Origin of the sequence: Hasllibacter halocynthiae, assembly GCF_003003095.1 — a bacterium.
Classification (GTDB): domain Bacteria; phylum Pseudomonadota; class Alphaproteobacteria; order Rhodobacterales; family Rhodobacteraceae; genus Hasllibacter; species Hasllibacter halocynthiae.
This window is the reverse complement of the sequence record NZ_PVTT01000001.1, coordinates 746,557-762,204: the sequence shown is the minus strand read 5'-3', so window position 1 is coordinate 762,204 and position 15,648 is coordinate 746,557. Positions and strand designations below refer to the sequence as shown.

The window sequence follows — 15,648 nt, the reverse complement described above, 5'->3', positions numbered from 1 at the left end:
CGGAACGGAGCCTTCCATGAAGGTCATCATCTGCGGCGCGGGTCAGGTCGGCTGGCAGATCGCCCGTCACCTCTCCTCCGAGCGCAACGACGTCACGGTCGTGGACCAGAACGCCGCGCTGGTGCGGCGGGCGACGGATTCGCTCGACGTGCAGGGGATCGCGGGCTTCGCCTCCTACCCCGACGTCCTCCAGCGCGCCGGGGCCGAGGACGCGGACATGATCATCGCCGCCACCTCGTCGGACGAGGTGAACATGGTGACCTGCCAAGTCGCCCATTCGGTCTTCGACATCCGCCGCAAGATCGCCCGCCTGCGCGCGCAGTCCTACCGCGAGGCGATCTACGCCGACCTCTACCGGCGCGACCACATGCCCATCGACGTCGTCATCTCCCCCGAGCGGGAGGTGGCGGACGCCGCGCTCAAGCGGATCGCCGCCCCCACCGCCTTCGACAGCCAGAGCTTCGCGAACGGCGCGATCCAGCTCCTCGGCCTCGCCCTGGAGGAGGACTGCCCCGTGCTGATGACGCCGCTGCGCCAGCTCACGGACCTTTTCTCGACGCTCAGGGCCATCGTCACGGGGGTCCGCCGCGACGGCGAGCTGTTCACCCCCGATCCGGGCGACCAGCTCTACGCGGGCGACGCGATCTACGTCGCCGCGGACGCCGGGGACGTGCCCCGTGTCCTCGAGATATTCGGCAAGCCCGCCGCCCGCCAGGAGCGGATGGTGATCCTCGGCGGGGGCAACGTCGGCCTCAACGTCGCCCTCGCCCTGGAGGAGCGGGCCGACCGGCTGCGCGTCAAGGTGATCGAGGCCAGCCGCAGCTGCGCCGAGCGGGCGGCCGACGCGCTCGACCGGACGATCGTGCTCCACGGCGACGGGCTCGACGCGGACCTTCTCGCCGAGGCGGGGGCAGGGCGGGCGGACGCGGTGCTCTGCGTGACCTCGGACGACAAGACCAACATGCTCGCCGCCGTGCGCGCCAAGGCCGCGGGCGCGAAGATGGCGATCGTCCTCGTGAACGACCCCTCGCTCGAATCGCTGATGGAGCCGCTCGACATCGACGCCTGGATCAACCCGCGCTCGACCACGGTGTCGTCGATCCTTCGCCATGTCCGGCACGGGCGGGTGCGGAACGTCTATTCCATCGGCGACGCCGAGGCCGAGGTTATCGAGGCCGAGATCCTTCCCTCCTCCCCCATGGCCGGCCGGACCATCCGCGAGGTGGACCTGCCCGAGGGCGTCATCGTCGGCGCCGTCTCGAAGGGCGGGCGCGTCGTGCGCCCGGGGGGCGCCACCCGGATCGACGCGGGCGACACGGCGGTGTTCTTCGTCCTCGCCGGCGCCGTCCCGGAGGTCGAGGCGCTCCTCCAGGTGCAGATCGACTACTTCTAGCATGCCGCGCGCGCCCGCCCGCCGCCCCGCGCTGGGCCGCATCCCCCTCCTAGCGATCTTCGCGGGCATCGCGGCGCTGGCGATGCTGCTTCCGGCCCTGCACGCCGTGCTGCGCGACGACGAGGACACGGCCAGACCCTTCCTCTACGCCGCGATCCTGATCCTTCTCGGCTGCGTCCTCGTCAGCCTCGCCCGGGGGGGCGAGCCCGACCGCCGCGCCGCCGCCCGGGCCGAGCTGGTCGCCCTGGTCGGCACCTTCACCGCGCTGCCGTTCCTGCTGGCCGTGCCGCTCGCCGAAGCCGAGGGCCTGCCCCTCGGCGACGCCGCGTTCGAGATGGTCTCCGCGCTCACCACCACCGGCGCCACCCTCTACGACCCTTCGGCGCTGAGCGGCCCGGCCCATCTCTGGCGCGCGACGGTGGGATGGCTCGGGGGGCTCTTCATGTGGGTGGCGGCGGCCGCGATCCTCGCGCCGATGAACCTCGGCGGGTTCGAGATCGCCGCCGACGGCCCCATCGGCGCGGGCGCCGCCCGGCGGCGGGGATCGGGTGGCGCCGGCGACCGGATGCGCCGCTACGCCCGCCAGCTCCTGCCGGCCTATGCGGGGCTGACGGCCGCGCTCTGGGTCGCGCTCCTCGTCGCGGGCGAGACGCCGCTGCGCGCGCTCATCACGTCCATGTCCACCCTCTCCACCTCGGGCATCGTGGCCGGCGGGCTGGGGGCGACCGGCACCTCCGGGGTGCTGGGCGAGGTGCTCGTCCTGATGTTCCTCGTCTTCGCCCTCTCCCGCGCGACCTTCGCCGACGAAAGCCGGTCCGCCGCCGTCTCGCGAATGCATGGCGACCCCGAGCTGCGGCTGGGCCTCGTCCTGCTTGCCTCGGCGGCGGCCTTCCTCTTCCTGCGGCATTTCGTCGGCGCCGCCGACCTCGGCGTGACCGAGACCGAGGACATCCCCACCGCCCTCGGCGCGGCCTGGGGCAGCCTCTTCACCGCCGCCTCCTTCCTGACGACCACCGGGTTCGTCTCCGACGGATGGTCCGACGCCGCCCTCTGGTCCGGGCTCGAGACGCCGGGCGTGGTCCTCATGGCGCTGGCCCTCGTGGGGGGCGGCGTCGCCACGACGGCGGGGGGGGTGAAGCTCTTCCGCATCTACGCCCTGGGCAAGCATGCCGAGCGCGAGCTGGAGCGGCTGGTCCTGCCCTCCTCGATCGCCGGGGCCGGCATGGTCGCCCGCCGCATCCGCCGCACCGGCGCGCGGGCGGCCTGGGTGTTCTTCATGCTCTTCGCGCTGTCCCTCGCGGGGACCTGCCTCGCCCTCGCCGCGACGGGGGTGCCGCTCGAGGACGCGCTGATCCTCACCGCTGCGGCCCTGTCGAACTGCGGGCCCGTCGCCCAAGTGGCGGGGGACGGCCCCATCGACCTCGCCGCCCTCACGCCCTTCGCCAAGACCGTGATGGCCGCCGCCATGGTCCTCGGCCGGCTCGAGACCCTCGCCATCGTCGCGCTGCTGAACCCCTCGCTCTGGCGGAACTGATTGAACCCATGCCTCTTACGGGCCATGTTGCGGGGGCAAGCGGGACGTCCCGCCCGAGAAGAGCAACAAGAAACGGGGCGATGCCGCATGGCTGCCGACAAGCAGAACCTCCAGGACGCGTTCCTGAACCACGTCCGCAAGGCCAAGGTGCCGGTGACGATCTTCCTCGTGAACGGCGTCAAGCTGCAGGGCGTCATCACCTGGTTCGACAACTTCTGCGTCCTGCTGCGCCGGGACGGGCAGTCGCAGCTGGTCTACAAGTCGGCCATGTCGACCATCATGCCCTCGCAGCCCATCCAGCTCTACGAAGGCGAGGATTGATTGGCGCGCGACGCTGACGGCCTGGTCGACCACGGCACGCGCCTGACGCGCGCCCTGGTCCTCCACCCCGAGATGCAGGCCGACCGCGCCCGCCGCGACCCCGGCCCCCGCCTGGAGGAGGCGCTGGCCCTCGCCCGCGCCCTGCCAGGGCTCGAGATCGCGGGCGGCGCCGTCGTGCCCGTCCGCGACGCCCGCCCCGGCACCCTCTTCGGGCCCGGCAAGCTCTCCGAGCTGAAGGACCGGATCGAGCGCGAGGAGGTCGAGCTCGTCGTGATCGACGGACCCGTGACCCCCGTCCAGCAGCGCAACCTCGAGAAGGCGTGGAAGGCCAAGGTCCTCGACCGCACGGGCCTCATCCTCGAGATCTTCGCCGACCGCGCCGCCACCCGCGAGGGGGTGCTCCAGGTCGATCTCGCCGCATTGGCCTACCAGCGCACCCGCCTCGTGCGCGCCTGGACCCACCTCGAGCGTCAGCGCGGCGGCTCGGGCGGCGTGGGCGGCTTCACCGGCGGCCCGGGCGAGACCCAGATCGAGGCCGACCGCCGCGCCATCGACGAGCAGATGGTCCGCCTGCGCCGCCAGCTCGGCAAGGTCACCCGCACCCGCGACCTTCACCGCGCGGCGCGCGCCAAGGTGCCCTATCCGGTCGTCGCCCTCGTCGGCTACACGAACGCGGGCAAGTCCACGCTGTTCAACCGCCTGACGGGCGCCGACGTGATGGCCAAGGACATGCTCTTCGCCACGCTCGACCCGACGATGCGCGCCGTCACCCTCGCCACGGGCGACGACGTCATCCTGTCCGACACGGTGGGCTTCGTGTCGGACCTTCCCACCCAGCTCGTCGCCGCCTTCCGCGCCACCCTGGAGGAGGTGCTGTCGGCCGACCTCGTCCTCCACGTCCGCGACATCGCCCATGCCGAGACGGAGGAGCAGGCGGCCGACGTCGAGGCGATCCTCCACGATCTCGGCGTGGCCGAGGACACCCCCCGGATCGAGGTCTGGAACAAGGCCGACCTCCTCCCCCCGGCGGGGGAGGAGGCCGCGCTCGCCCAAGCCGAGCGGCGGGACGACGTCGCCCTGATCTCGGCCCGGACGGGGCAGGGGGTGGACGCGCTCCTCGCCCGTGTGTCCGGGATCCTCGGCGCCGCCCGCGCGCGCGAGGCGGTGACGCTGCCCACTGCGGACGGCGCCGCCCGCGCCTGGCTCTACGATGCGGGCGTCGTCGCAGGCGAGGATCTGTCCGAGGACGGCACCACGACCACCCTCACCGTCGACTGGACCCCCGCCCAGGCCGCCCGCTTCGCCAAGCGCCAGCCCTAGGCGCGGGCCTTCCGCACCGGCGATCGTCGAACCCGCCGGCGTCGCGGACGGTCGCTGCGAAGGTCGCACCCCCATCCGCCGCGCCCGATCCACGGGCCGCCCCGCCGCGCGCCCTCGTCCTCTGCCGGGTTGACGAGAGCAGACGCCGCGACCACCGCCGAAACCTCCGCCGCCGCAGGCCGCCCCGCCGATCGACGCCTGTCGCGGACGTCTCCGACCCCCCGCGGCGGGCACGCCCGACAGGCTGCCCGCACCCGGCCCAAGCGCCGCGCCGCCGGGCATGCCCCTTCACCGCAACCCCGGGACCTGGCCGTCCCGGAGGCGGAGAGGCCCGAACGAACCCGGCCCCCATCTCGCCGCCGGACGAGAGCTTCCGCCGCCGCAGGGCGCCGCGCGCGTCGATGCCCTTAGCAGGCGTCTCCGACCTCCTGCGGCGGGCACTTCCGATAGGTTGCCCGCGCCCGGCTCAAGCGCCGCGCCGCCGGCCATCTCCCCCCGTCCGTCCCGGAAACCAGCCGCCCTGGAGGCGGAAACGCCCGAACGAACCCGGCTCGCATCTCGCCGCCGGACGGGACGAAGCCTACAGGTGTCCGCGAAGGTCGGGCGAATTCGCCAACCCCTCGGCGCCCCTTGCGGGCACCTGCGCGGCCCTTCGGGGGCTCGGCCTGCCGACGCGCCGCGCCTGCCCGCCGCGAGAGACTTGCGCAAGGACCGGACCGGGGCTCTCGGAGAACGCAGAAGGCTGGAATGGCTTGGTGAACGCCGGTGTCGCTCGGGGCGATGGCCGCATCGTTCCCGCGCCCCAACCGCGTCATCCCGGAGGGTGGCGCACCGCCCCGGAACCCGTTCCGGCCTCGAAGGCTGCGCGGGTCGGCTGGATCGACCCGCGGCTCCGTCGGCTCACGCCACCGCTTCCATCCGCGGGCGGGGTACGGCGAGATGTGCACCCGGCCTTCCGCAAGGCGCTTCCGCCCCGCGCGGTTGGGGTCCGGGATCGGCCATGGGCACGCTGCGCGGGGCCGCGTGCCCGCCCCGGTGTGCATCGCGTCTCGCTCCGATCTGGCCCTTGCGCAGGGCCGCCCGCGCTCCGCTCCCGCGGGATGCGCGCGGGGCGCCGCCCCTGCCCAGCGCCGTCACCCCTCCGGGCGGCTCGGCGGCGCGATCACCGTCACGCCTTCGGCGCCGGCCCGCGCCAGCGCGGGGTCGAGGATCATAGGCACGTACTCCCCCCGCCGCCAGAGCTGGCCCAGATCCTCGTAATGCCGCGAGAGGGGATGCCCCGACTGCCCCGTGGACGTCACGAAGATCGAGGCGTCCGGATCGGCGAAGTCGTACACCCCCCGGTAGGTCGCGGCATGGACGTTCTCGAACGCGTCGTCGCCCGCCCCCCCCCGCGTGCGGCCACGCATCAGGGTCGCGTTCCCGCCCGAGGTGCTCTGCCGGATGTTCACCAGCCAGCGCACCACCGGGATCTGCCCCAGCACCGGATGATCGTGCGTCGCCTGGTGCGCGTCGCCCCAGCGGACCGACTCAAGCTCGCCCGGGTGGTGCTCCGCGATCCAGACCAGCGCGTCGTCCAACGCGATCCGCGCGATGTCGGCGCAGCTCTCCTCGGGCGCCGACTGCAGGATGTCGCACCACTGCCCGGCGCCGCCGACGTCGCGGAATACCCTTTCCAGGAAGATCGGGTCGGGATGGGGGAACTCGCCGGCGAGGGGGCCGATCTCGTCGCGGATCAGCCGCTGCTGCAACGCGCGCAGCCAGGCGGCGTAGATCAGTGGCTCGGGCCGGTGCTCGGACATCTCGCCGTTCCACTCCGCCAGAAGGTCAATCGCCCGGCGGCGCTGCCGCTCCGGCGTGCCTTCGGCCGCGGCCTCGCCGGTGAAGAACAGCTCCGCCCCGATCAGCGGCAGCAGCACCCGCGCCGCCTGGCTCACGGTGTCGAGCTGGGCCTCCACGAAGCTCTCTCGGGTGTGGACCGCCCGCCGCTGCATCAGCGTGCGCCACCGGTTCACGCGCACGGCATCCCCCCAGATGTAGGAGACATGGGTCGGGAAGGGCCGGTCCACGGTCTTGTTGTTCGTGTTGCCGACGATCCCGCCGGGCGGGTCCACGAACTCGGGGTTGGTCGCGTAGGGCAGGGTGCCCTGCCAGCGGTTCGCCTCGACCCACCCGGGGCTGGGCATGCGGCCCAGCGTGGCGTGGCCGGCGTCCCGGCGGGGCAGGGCGCCGACCGTCTTCAGCGCCACGGCCCCGTCCGCATCGGCGAGGGTCAGGTTCAGCGTCGGCGCCAGGAAGAGCGCGCCGGCCTCGATCCCCTCCCCCACGTCGCGGGCCGCCATCAGGCGCCGGGCGGCCGTCATGGACGTGTCCTCCCGCGAGAGGGCCGGCCAGGCGACCGACATCACGTGCCCCTCCGGCGTGATCGAGGCCAGGTCGTAGAGGTCGCCGGTCATCACCGGACCGTTCGCCGTCCAGCGCAGCCGCAGCGTCACGGGCGCGCCGTCGGCGACGCGGACGATGCTGTCGCGCATCGCGAAGGGCGCCCATCCCTCCGGCGTGCGGTAGCGAGACGAATCCTCCGGATCGACCCGCTCCAGATGCACGTCGACGTCGTCGGCGTAGGACGCGGTCACGCCCCAGCCCATCCGGTCGGACCGTCCCGCCAGCACCGCGGGCACCCCGGGGATCGTCCCCCCGATCACCGCGCCGCCCCGCAGGTCCAGACGGGCGAGGTACCAGGGCGTCGGCGCCGTCAGCGCCATGTGGGGGTCGTTCGCCAGCAGCGCCCCGCCGGACGCCGCCCGTTCGGGCCCCGCGGCGAACGCGTTCGAAGCACCCGCGAACGGCATCCGCCGGAACGGCGATAGGGGGTGGGCCGCCGCGTGCCGCAACGGCCCCGCATCCGGCGCAACGCCGGGCGCCAGGGCGCCGTAGTCCACCGTCTCGACGGGCGGCAGCGCGGCCAGCCCGGGCCCCGGAACCTCCGGCAGGAGGTCGTCGACCCGCCCCTCGTCCTCCAGGAGGAGCGAGAGCCGCGCGCGCAGCACCTCCGCCTCGAGATGGGGGCTCAGCTGCAGGGCGAGCAGCTTGAGTATGGCGATGGAGTCGGCCGGCGACCAGGCCGCGATCGCCGGCTCGAAGAAGAAGAACTCCGGCGCGCCGCGGCCGAGCGCGCCCTGGTCCACCTCCGCGATCCAGGCATTCACCCCGTCGGCGTAGGCCTCCAGCATGGCCCGCGTCGCGGGGTCCTGCGCGGGCACGCTCGCCCGCGCCGCCCCCGCGAGGTCCAGCCGCCGCATCAAGGCGTCCGTCTGCAGCGTCTCGGCGCCGAACAGCTCCGACAGGCGGCCCTGCACGGTTCGGCGCAGCAGCGTCATCTGCCAGAGGCGGTCCTGCGCGTGCGCGAAGCCCAGGCCGAAGAACACGTCCTCGTCCGTCTCGCCGAAGACGTGGGGGATCGCGTGGACGTCGCGCACGATCTCGACCGGGGCCGAGACGCCGCGCGCCACCCAGCGACCGTCCGGGTCGGTGAGCGATCGCGCCAGGAACCAGTAGGCGATCCCCACCGCCGCCAGCGCCAGCACCGCGAGCGCGAGGAAGCCGCGCAGGAGCCATCGGAACACCGCTGCCATTCGTCTCGCCGCCCTCGTTCGTTGACGCGCCCGCCCCCGGCAGGCGATGCGGGGGGCGGCGCCGGGCGGGTCTAGCCGCCGCGCCGGGAATCGGAAAGGCGGGCTGGCTATGGCTGATGTGGCGTTCCTCGGTCTGGGGGTGATGGGGTATCCGATGGCGGGGCATCTGGCCGCCGCCGGGCACCGTGTGACGGTCTGGAATCGCACCGCCGCCAAGGCGGATGGCTGGACCGGCGCGCATGACGGACGCGCCGCCCCCACCGCGCGGGAGGCCGCCGAAGGCGCCGGCATTGTGTTCGCCTGCGTCGGGAACGACGACGACCTGCGCGCGGTCTGCCGGGGCCCGGACGGGGCCTTCGCCGGCATGGGGGGGGGCGCGCTCTTCGTCGACCACACCACCGTGTCGGCCGCCGTCACGCGCGAGCTCGCCGCCGAGGCGCCGGGGGGCTGGGTCGACGCGCCGGTCTCCGGCGGCCAGACGGGGGCCGAGGGTGGGGTCCTCTCCATCATGTGCGGCGGCTCGCAGGGGGATTTCGCCCGGGCCGAGCCCGTGATGGCCGCCTATGGCAGGTCGATCGCCCTCATCGGGCCGACCGGGGCGGGTCAGCTCGCGAAGATGGTGAACCAGATCGCCATCGCCGGGCTCCTCCAGGGCCTGGCCGAGGCGCTGCGCTTCGCGGAGAAGGCCGGCCTCGACGGACGCGCGGTGGTCGAGGTGATCAAGGGCGGGGCGGCCGGCTCCTGGCAGATGGAGAACCGGCACGCGACGATGCTGGACGGGGCGTTCGACCACGGCTTCGCCGTCGACTGGATGCGCAAGGACCTCGCCATCTGCATCGCGACGGGGGACGAGATCGGCGCCTCGCTGCCGAACACTGCGCTGATCGACCAGTACTACGCCGACGTGCAGGCGATGGGCGGCGGCCGCTGGGACACCTCCAGCCTGATCGAGCGGCTCCGCCGCCTCGGCTGACGCCCCTCGGGCCATCCGCTGCAGGACGCCCGCAAGGATCCCGAGAAGGCGCGCGAGAAGCACGGCCGCCATCGCACCCGGCGTCCGATCGGCCCGGGCGGGCCGGGCGGCCGGGCGCACCTCTCCCGCCGCTGGGAACGCCGCGCCCGCCCGGCCCTTTCGCGATGTCGATTCGGCAATCATCCCGGCCATGATGCCAGGGCCGGGTTAAGGGCGGGTTCACGCCGGCAAGGAAATCGTCCGGGCCCGCGCCTCAGGGGATGATGCGGGTGTACTTCGTGCCCTCGATGCTCGCGCCCGCCAGCAGGCCCTGCTGGCCGAACACGATCCCGATCACCGGCGTCAGCAGCGTGGTCGAGGTCGCCCCCGCATTCGCGCCCCTGTCGTTAAGCGCGTACTCCACGTCCGCGCCGGCCTCCCAGCCGGGCGACGTGCGGAACTCCTGCAGCGCCTCCTCGGTCATGAAGTAGAGGACGTGCGCGTATTGCTGCGCCCCGATTTGCAGCCCGAAGCTGGCCTGCGTGGCGCTGTAGTAATCCACCGTCACCCCGTTCACGACGAGGGCGCCACGACCGTATGCGCCGCCCGCGAAGAACCCCGCCTCGGTTATGAGGGGCATCACCAGCTGCCCCACGGCCCGCGCCTGCAGGTCGCGCGCCGAGGCGTAGTTCTGCTGCAGGAAGCTCTGCGTCGCCTGGACCCGCGCGTCGATCAGCGCCGCCCCCCCCGCGCCGACGCCGTTGCCGCAGCCGGCCAGGGCCAGCACGCCCGCGCCGCCGCCCAGGAGGGCGCGCCTGTTCATGTGTCTGCTCATGGGTTCCGCCCCCGCTCAATGCCGCCGGCACGGCCGCTTCCGGGCCGCTTGCCGCAGACTAGACCGCGGCGACGGGCGCCGTCACCCGCCTGAGGGGGCGAGGGGCCCCGAGTGGCACATCAGCGCGACAGGGCGCGGGCGGCCTCCGGCGCGAAATAGCTCAGCACCCCGTCGCAGCCCGCGCGCTTGAAGGCGATCAGCGATTCCAGGACGGCCTCGTCGCGATCGAGCCAGCCGTTCGCGGCCGCGGCCGCGATCATCGCGTACTCGCCCGAGACCTGGTAGGCGAAGGTCGGCACCGCGAACGCCTCGTGCACCCGCCGGACGATGTCGAGATAGGGCATCCCGGGCTTCACCATCACCATATCGGCGCCCTCCGAGAGGTCGCGCTCGATCATGCGCAGCGCCTCCTCGGTATTGGCGGGGTCCATCTGGTAGGTCTGCTTGCCTTCCCCGGCGGTCGATCCCGCCAGCGCGCCCGAGGCGCCGACCGCGTCGCGGAACGGGCCGTAGAACGCCGATGCGTACTTGGCCGAGTAGGCGAGGATGGCCGTGTCGCTGTGCCCCCCTTCCTCCAGGGCGGCGCGGATCGCGCCGACCCGGCCGTCCATCATGTCCGACGGGCCGAGGATGTCGGCCCCCGCCTCGGCCTGGCTCACGGCCATCCGCACGAGGGCCTCGACGCTCTCGTCGTTGAGGACACGGCCGTCCCGCACGAGGCCGTCATGGCCCGCGACGTTGTACGGGTCGAGCGCGACGTCCGACATCAGCGCCACCTCCGGCACCGCGGCCTTGATCGCGCGGAAGGCGCGGTTGGACAGGCTGTCGGGCGACCAAGCCTCCTCGCACGCGGCGGATTTCAGCGACGGGTCGACATGCGGGAAGACGCAGAGGCAGGGGATGCCGAGGTCCCGCGCCTCCTGCGCGGCGGCGACGGCGCGGTCCACGGTCCGGCGGGTGACGCCGGGCATCGACGCGACCTCGTCCTCGCGGTCCTCGCCTTCGGTGACGAAGATCGGCCAGATCAGGTCCGAGGGCGTCAGGGCGTGCTCGCGGACCATGGCCCGGAGGGCGGGCGTGCGGCGGCGGCGGCGGGGCCGGGCGAGGGGGAAGGGTGCGATCGTCGGGCGCATCGGCGTGTCTCGGGGCCCCTGCCGGTCGGGGCGCGGCATAAAGGTCACGGTCCGGCGCCCGACGTGTCTTCCATGGCCCGGCGACCCCCGCAACCGTGCTGGACCCCCCGACGAGCCGGCCGCTAGAAGGCCCCGGCCAGGCGGAGGACGACGAATTGGATTTCTACGCCCGCGTGTTCGAGGTGATCGACATGCGCTCCTTCTCCAACCTCTGGTACTGGATCGGGCTGGCCGTGTTCTGGTCCTCGCTCTCCTACTACGTGCTCGGGGTGCCGTGGGACATGATCCAGCGGGCCCGCCGCGGCGGGGAAGAGCGGATGGCGGCGGACGTGCAGGACCTCGTGCGGGTCAACGTGAACCGGCTCCTGATGATCGGCAGGGTCTCGGGGCTGCTGGCGCTCTGGTTCGCGGCCTTCGCCATGACGCTGCTGGCCATCCTCGCCTTTTGGTACGGGGTCGAGTTCGCCCAGGCCGTCTTCTTCATCGCGGCGCCGGGCGCCGCCGTCGGGGTCCTGGCCGTGAACCGCGCGCACCGCATCGCGAACGAGCAGGCCGTGGGCGAGGTGCTCTACCGGCACCTGCTGCACCACCGCCGGACGGTCCAGGCGATCGGGATGGCCTCGATCTTCGTCACCGCGATGTTCGGAATGTATCAGAACCTCGCGATCGGGGCCTGGGGCTAGGTTGACAGCCCCGCGGCGGATCGTAGGTCGCAGCGCATGGTGGATATGACCGATGTGGTGGTCGGCGGCGCGCCGGAGGGCTTCGACGCCCGGCTGATCGCGCGCGAGGCCGAGAAGGCGGGCGGCGCGGTCGTGCACGTCGCCCGCGACGGCGCCCGGATGGAGGCCACGCGCGCCGCGCTGCGCTTCTTCGCGCCGGGGCTGCCCGTGCTCGACTTCCCGGCCTGGGACTGCCTGCCCTACGACAGGGTCAGCCCGAACGCGGACGTCTCCGCCGCGCGGATGGCCACCCTGGCCGCCCTCGCGGACGGGATGCGGGGGCCCTTCGTCCTCTTGACCACGCTGGCGGCCGCGACGCAGCGGATCCCGCCGCGGGACACGGTGCGAAGCGCGTCGTTCACGGCGACGGTCGGCAAGCAGATCGACGAGCGGCGCCTCCGCGACTTCCTCGCCCGCATGGGCTACGTCCAGGCCCCCACGGTGGTCGAGCCGGGGGATTACTCCGTCCGGGGCGGCATCATCGACGTCTGGCCGCCGGGCCACGCGCAGCCCGTGCGCCTCGACCTCTTCGGGGACGTCCTCGACGAGGCGCGGCGCTTCGATCCGGCGACGCAGCGGACGACCGACAAGGTGCGCGGCCTCGACCTCGCGCCCGTGTCCGAGATCATCCTGGACGACGCCGCGATCACCCGCTTCCGCCAGGCCTACCGGATCGAGTTCGGGGCCGCCGGCACGGACGATCCGCTCTACGAGGCCGTCAGCGCGGGCCGCAAGCAGACGGGGATGGAGCACTGGCTGCCCTTCTTCCACGAGCGGCTGGAGACGATCTTCGACTACCTCCCCGGCTGCGTGGCCTGCCTCGACGACCAGACGGACGCGGCTCGCGCCGCGCGCTGGGAGGGCCTCGTCGACGCCTACGATTCCCGCCGCGAGGCGATGCGCTCGAAGGCGCGCATGGGCACCGTCTACAAGCCTGTCGCGCCCGGCGCGCTCTATCTCGACGACGCGGCCTGGGACGCGGCCCTGGCCGGGCACCGCGTCGTCCGCTTCCACCCGCTGGCGCAGGCGCCGGGGCCGGGGGTCGTGGACGCCGGGGGGCGGATCGGCCGCAACTTCGCCCCCGAGCGCCAGCAGGTCGAGCTGTCGCTCTTCGGCACGCTGGCCGACCACATCGCCGAGCGGCGGAACGAGGGGCCCGTTGTGGTCGCCTCCTACTCGAAGGGCGCGCGCGAGCGGCTCCAGGGCCTCCTGGAGGACGAGGGGCAGGGGAACGCCACCCTCGTGGACGACGTGCGGGACCTCTCCTCGGGCCTCAACCTCGCGGTCTGGCCGCTGGAGGCGGGGTTCGAGGCGCCGGACCTCACCGTCATCTCCGAGCAGGACGTCCTGGGCGAGCGGCTGATCCGCCGCCCCAAGCGCCGCAAGAGGGCCGAGAACGTCATCACGGAGGCGCAGGCCCTCTCCCCCGGGGACCTCGTCGTCCACGTCGACCACGGGATCGGGCGCTATCAGGGGCTGGAGGTCGTCCAGGCCCTCGGCGCGGCGCACGAGATGCTGCACCTCGAGTACGCGGAGGGCGCGAAGCTCTACCTGCCGGTCGAGAACGTCGAGCTCCTGTCGCGCTACGGGCACGAGGAGGGGCTGCTCGACAAGCTGGGCGGCGGCGCGTGGCAGGCCCGCAAGGCCCGCATGCAGGAGCGGATCCGCCTCGTCGCCGACCGCCTGATCCGCGTCGCGGCCGAGCGTCTGCTGCGCCGCGCGCCCATCATGGAGCCGCCTGCCGGCATGTGGGACGCGTTCTGCGCGCGCTTTCCCTACAGCGAGACGGACGATCAGCTTTCGGCCATCGAGGACGTCGTGAACGACATGGCCTCCGGCACCCCCATGGACCGGCTGATCTGCGGCGACGTCGGCTTCGGCAAGACCGAGGTGGCGATGCGGGCGGCCTTCGTCGCCGCCATGTCCGGCCGCCAGGTCGCGGTGATCGCGCCCACGACTCTGCTGGCCCGCCAGCACGCCCAGAGCTTCAAGGAGCGGTTCCGCGGCTTTCCCGTCGAGGTGCGCGCCCTCTCGCGGTTCGTCCCGGCCAAGGAGGCGGCGAAGACCCGCAAGGGCATCGCCGACGGCACGGTGGACATCGTGGTAGGCACCCATGCGCTCCTGGCGAAGGCGGTGCGCTTCAAGGACCTCGGCCTCCTCGTCATCGACGAGGAGCAGCGCTTCGGCGTCCAGCACAAGGAGCGCCTGAAGGAGCTGCGCTCCGACATCCACGTGCTGACGATGACCGCGACGCCGATCCCCCGCACCCTGCAGATGTCGCTGACGGGGGTGCGGGACCTCTCGCTGATCGCCACGCCGCCCGTCGACCGCCTGTCGATCCGAACCTACGTGTCCGAGTTCGACGCCGTCACCATCCGCGAGGCGCTCTTGCGCGAGCATTACCGCGGCGGGCAGTCCTTCTTCGTCGTCCCCCGCGTCGCCGGCATCGCCGAGATCGAGGAGTTCCTGCGCGAGCAGGTGCCCGAGATCACGTTCGTGACAGCGCATGGCCAGATGGCGGCGGGCGAGCTCGACGACCGGATGAACGCCTTCTACGACGGCAAGTACGACGTGCTTCTGGCCACCACCATCGTCGAGGCCGGCCTCGACATCCCGGCGGCCAACACGATGATCGTGCACCGCGCGGACATGTTCGGGTTGGCGCAGCTCTACCAGATCCGGGGGCGGGTGGGACGGTCCAAGGTGCGGGCCTACGCCTACATGACGACGAAGCCCCGCCAGAAGCTGACCCCCGCGGCCGAGAAGCGGCTGAAGGTTCTGGGAACGCTGGATTCGCTGGGGGCCGGGTTCACGCTGGCTTCGCAGGACCTCGACATCCGCGGCGCGGGCAACCTGATCGGCGAGGAGCAGTCGGGCCAGATCAACGAGGTCGGGTACGAACTCTACCAGTCGATGCTGGAGGAGGCGATCGCCAAGCTCAAGCGCGGCGAGATGGCCGGGCCCGCCGACCTGGAGGGGGACTGGTCGCCGCAGATCAACCTCGGCGTTCCCGTCATGATTCCCGAGGACTACGTGCCGGACCTCGACGTGCGCCTCGGCCTCTACCGGCGGCTGTCCTCGCTGACCACGAAGGTCGAGCTGGAGGGGTTCGCGGCGGAGCTGATCGACCGTTTCGGCCCCCTGCCCAAGGAGGTGAACACGCTGATGCTGGTCGTGCGGATCAAGGCGATGTGCAAGCGCGCCGGGATCGCGCAACTCGACGCGGGGCCCAAGGGCGCGACGATCCGCTTCCACGGCGACAAGTTCGCCTCCCCCGAGGGGTTGGTGGAGTTCGTCGCCGCCGAGAAGGGGCAGGCGAAGGTGAAGGACAACAAGATCGTGGTGCTGCGCGACTGGGCGCGGACGGCCGACAAGATCAAGGGCGCCTTCGCCATCGCCCGCGACCTGGCCGAGAAGGTCCGCGACGCGAAGCAGAAGGTGGCGGCGGAGTAGGCGGGGGAACGGCGGTTAATTCGTCCTTGGGAAGAACGCCGACAACTCCTTCCAAACGATCCGCAACGACGGCACTTCGGTAACAAAGAACACGATGGCGACCAGGGTCACGCAAACGATTACCAGGGTTCGGTGATCGGCGATCTTCAATGACCCCCATCGAAAGACCGGCGGTGTTCCTTGTGGCATCGCGCGCCTCCTCGCTTGGATCGCGTGCCGGCGCCCGTATTCGGCGGGACCCATGCACGCGACTTCCGAATGACTCGCAGCCGTAATACCCGCCGTCGTCCTTGCGGACCTCTGGCGTCAGCCCCGCCACTGTTGACGGGAACCGCTCCGGTCCCCGCCGG

Annotated in this window: 10 protein-coding genes; 7 read left to right on the top strand and 3 right to left on the bottom strand. The window is 72.6% G+C overall.

The window, feature by feature from the left end:
* The first annotated feature begins 16 nt into the window (after window positions 1-16).
* The 4 genes from trkA (at window position 17) to hflX (ending at window position 4,568) form a co-directional block, all read left to right on the top strand.
* Window positions 17-1,393 (top strand): Trk system potassium transporter TrkA, encoded by a 1,377-nt coding sequence (trkA, locus tag BCF33_RS03840; protein ID WP_106159576.1) that lies wholly within the window; start codon window positions 17-19, stop codon window positions 1,391-1,393.
* 1 nt (window position 1,394) lies between these two features.
* Window positions 1,395-2,927 carry a TrkH family potassium uptake protein gene (locus tag BCF33_RS03835; RefSeq protein ID WP_106159575.1) on the top strand — a complete coding sequence of 511 codons (1,533 nt, stop codon included), beginning with the start codon at window positions 1,395-1,397 and terminating at the stop codon, window positions 2,925-2,927.
* Window positions 2,928-3,014: 87 nt separating this feature from the next.
* On the top strand, window positions 3,015-3,248 hold the full coding sequence (hfq, locus tag BCF33_RS03830; RefSeq protein WP_106159574.1) for an RNA chaperone Hfq: 234 nt from the start codon (window positions 3,015-3,017) through the stop codon (window positions 3,246-3,248).
* Window positions 3,249-4,568 carry a GTPase HflX gene (gene hflX, locus BCF33_RS03825; RefSeq protein ID WP_425432744.1) on the top strand — a complete coding sequence of 440 codons (1,320 nt, stop codon included), beginning with the start codon at window positions 3,249-3,251 and terminating at the stop codon, window positions 4,566-4,568.
* A gap of 1,133 nt (window positions 4,569-5,701) precedes the next feature.
* On the opposite strand, the gene BCF33_RS03820 is transcribed toward hflX, so the two are convergent.
* Window positions 5,702-8,203: a penicillin acylase family protein gene (locus tag BCF33_RS03820; protein ID WP_106159573.1), complete on the bottom strand. Its 2,502-nt coding sequence runs from the start codon at window positions 8,201-8,203 to the stop codon at window positions 5,702-5,704.
* 109 nt (window positions 8,204-8,312) lie between these two features.
* Here BCF33_RS03820 and BCF33_RS03815 point away from each other — a divergent pair, with 109 nt between their 5' ends.
* Window positions 8,313-9,176, top strand: a complete 864-nt coding sequence (locus BCF33_RS03815) for an NAD(P)-dependent oxidoreductase (protein ID WP_106159572.1) — start codon at window positions 8,313-8,315, stop codon at window positions 9,174-9,176.
* Window positions 9,177-9,429: 253 nt separating this feature from the next.
* Here the strand turns inward: BCF33_RS03815 and BCF33_RS03810 are convergent, their stop codons facing one another.
* Together BCF33_RS03810 and hemB are read right to left on the bottom strand one after the other, a co-directional pair.
* The gene (locus tag BCF33_RS03810; RefSeq protein ID WP_106159571.1) at window positions 9,430-9,990 is read right to left on the bottom strand and encodes a lipid-binding SYLF domain-containing protein; all 561 of its coding nucleotides are present in this window, start codon (window positions 9,988-9,990) and stop codon (window positions 9,430-9,432) included.
* Between the two features lie 119 nt (window positions 9,991-10,109).
* A complete protein-coding gene (gene hemB / locus BCF33_RS03805) occupies window positions 10,110-11,123 on the bottom strand; it encodes a porphobilinogen synthase (RefSeq protein ID WP_106159570.1) in 1,014 nt (337 codons plus the stop codon).
* Window positions 11,124-11,218: 95 nt separating this feature from the next.
* Between hemB and BCF33_RS03800 the strand changes: the two genes are divergently transcribed.
* Both BCF33_RS03800 and mfd read left to right on the top strand, forming a co-directional pair.
* A complete protein-coding gene (locus BCF33_RS03800; RefSeq protein ID WP_425432742.1) occupies window positions 11,219-11,806 on the top strand; it encodes a component of SufBCD complex in 588 nt (195 codons plus the stop codon).
* 36 nt (window positions 11,807-11,842) lie between these two features.
* Window positions 11,843-15,298 carry a transcription-repair coupling factor gene (gene mfd, locus BCF33_RS03795; protein WP_425432741.1) on the top strand — a complete coding sequence of 1,152 codons (3,456 nt, stop codon included), beginning with the start codon at window positions 11,843-11,845 and terminating at the stop codon, window positions 15,296-15,298.
* Window positions 15,299-15,648: the final 350 nt, after the last annotated feature.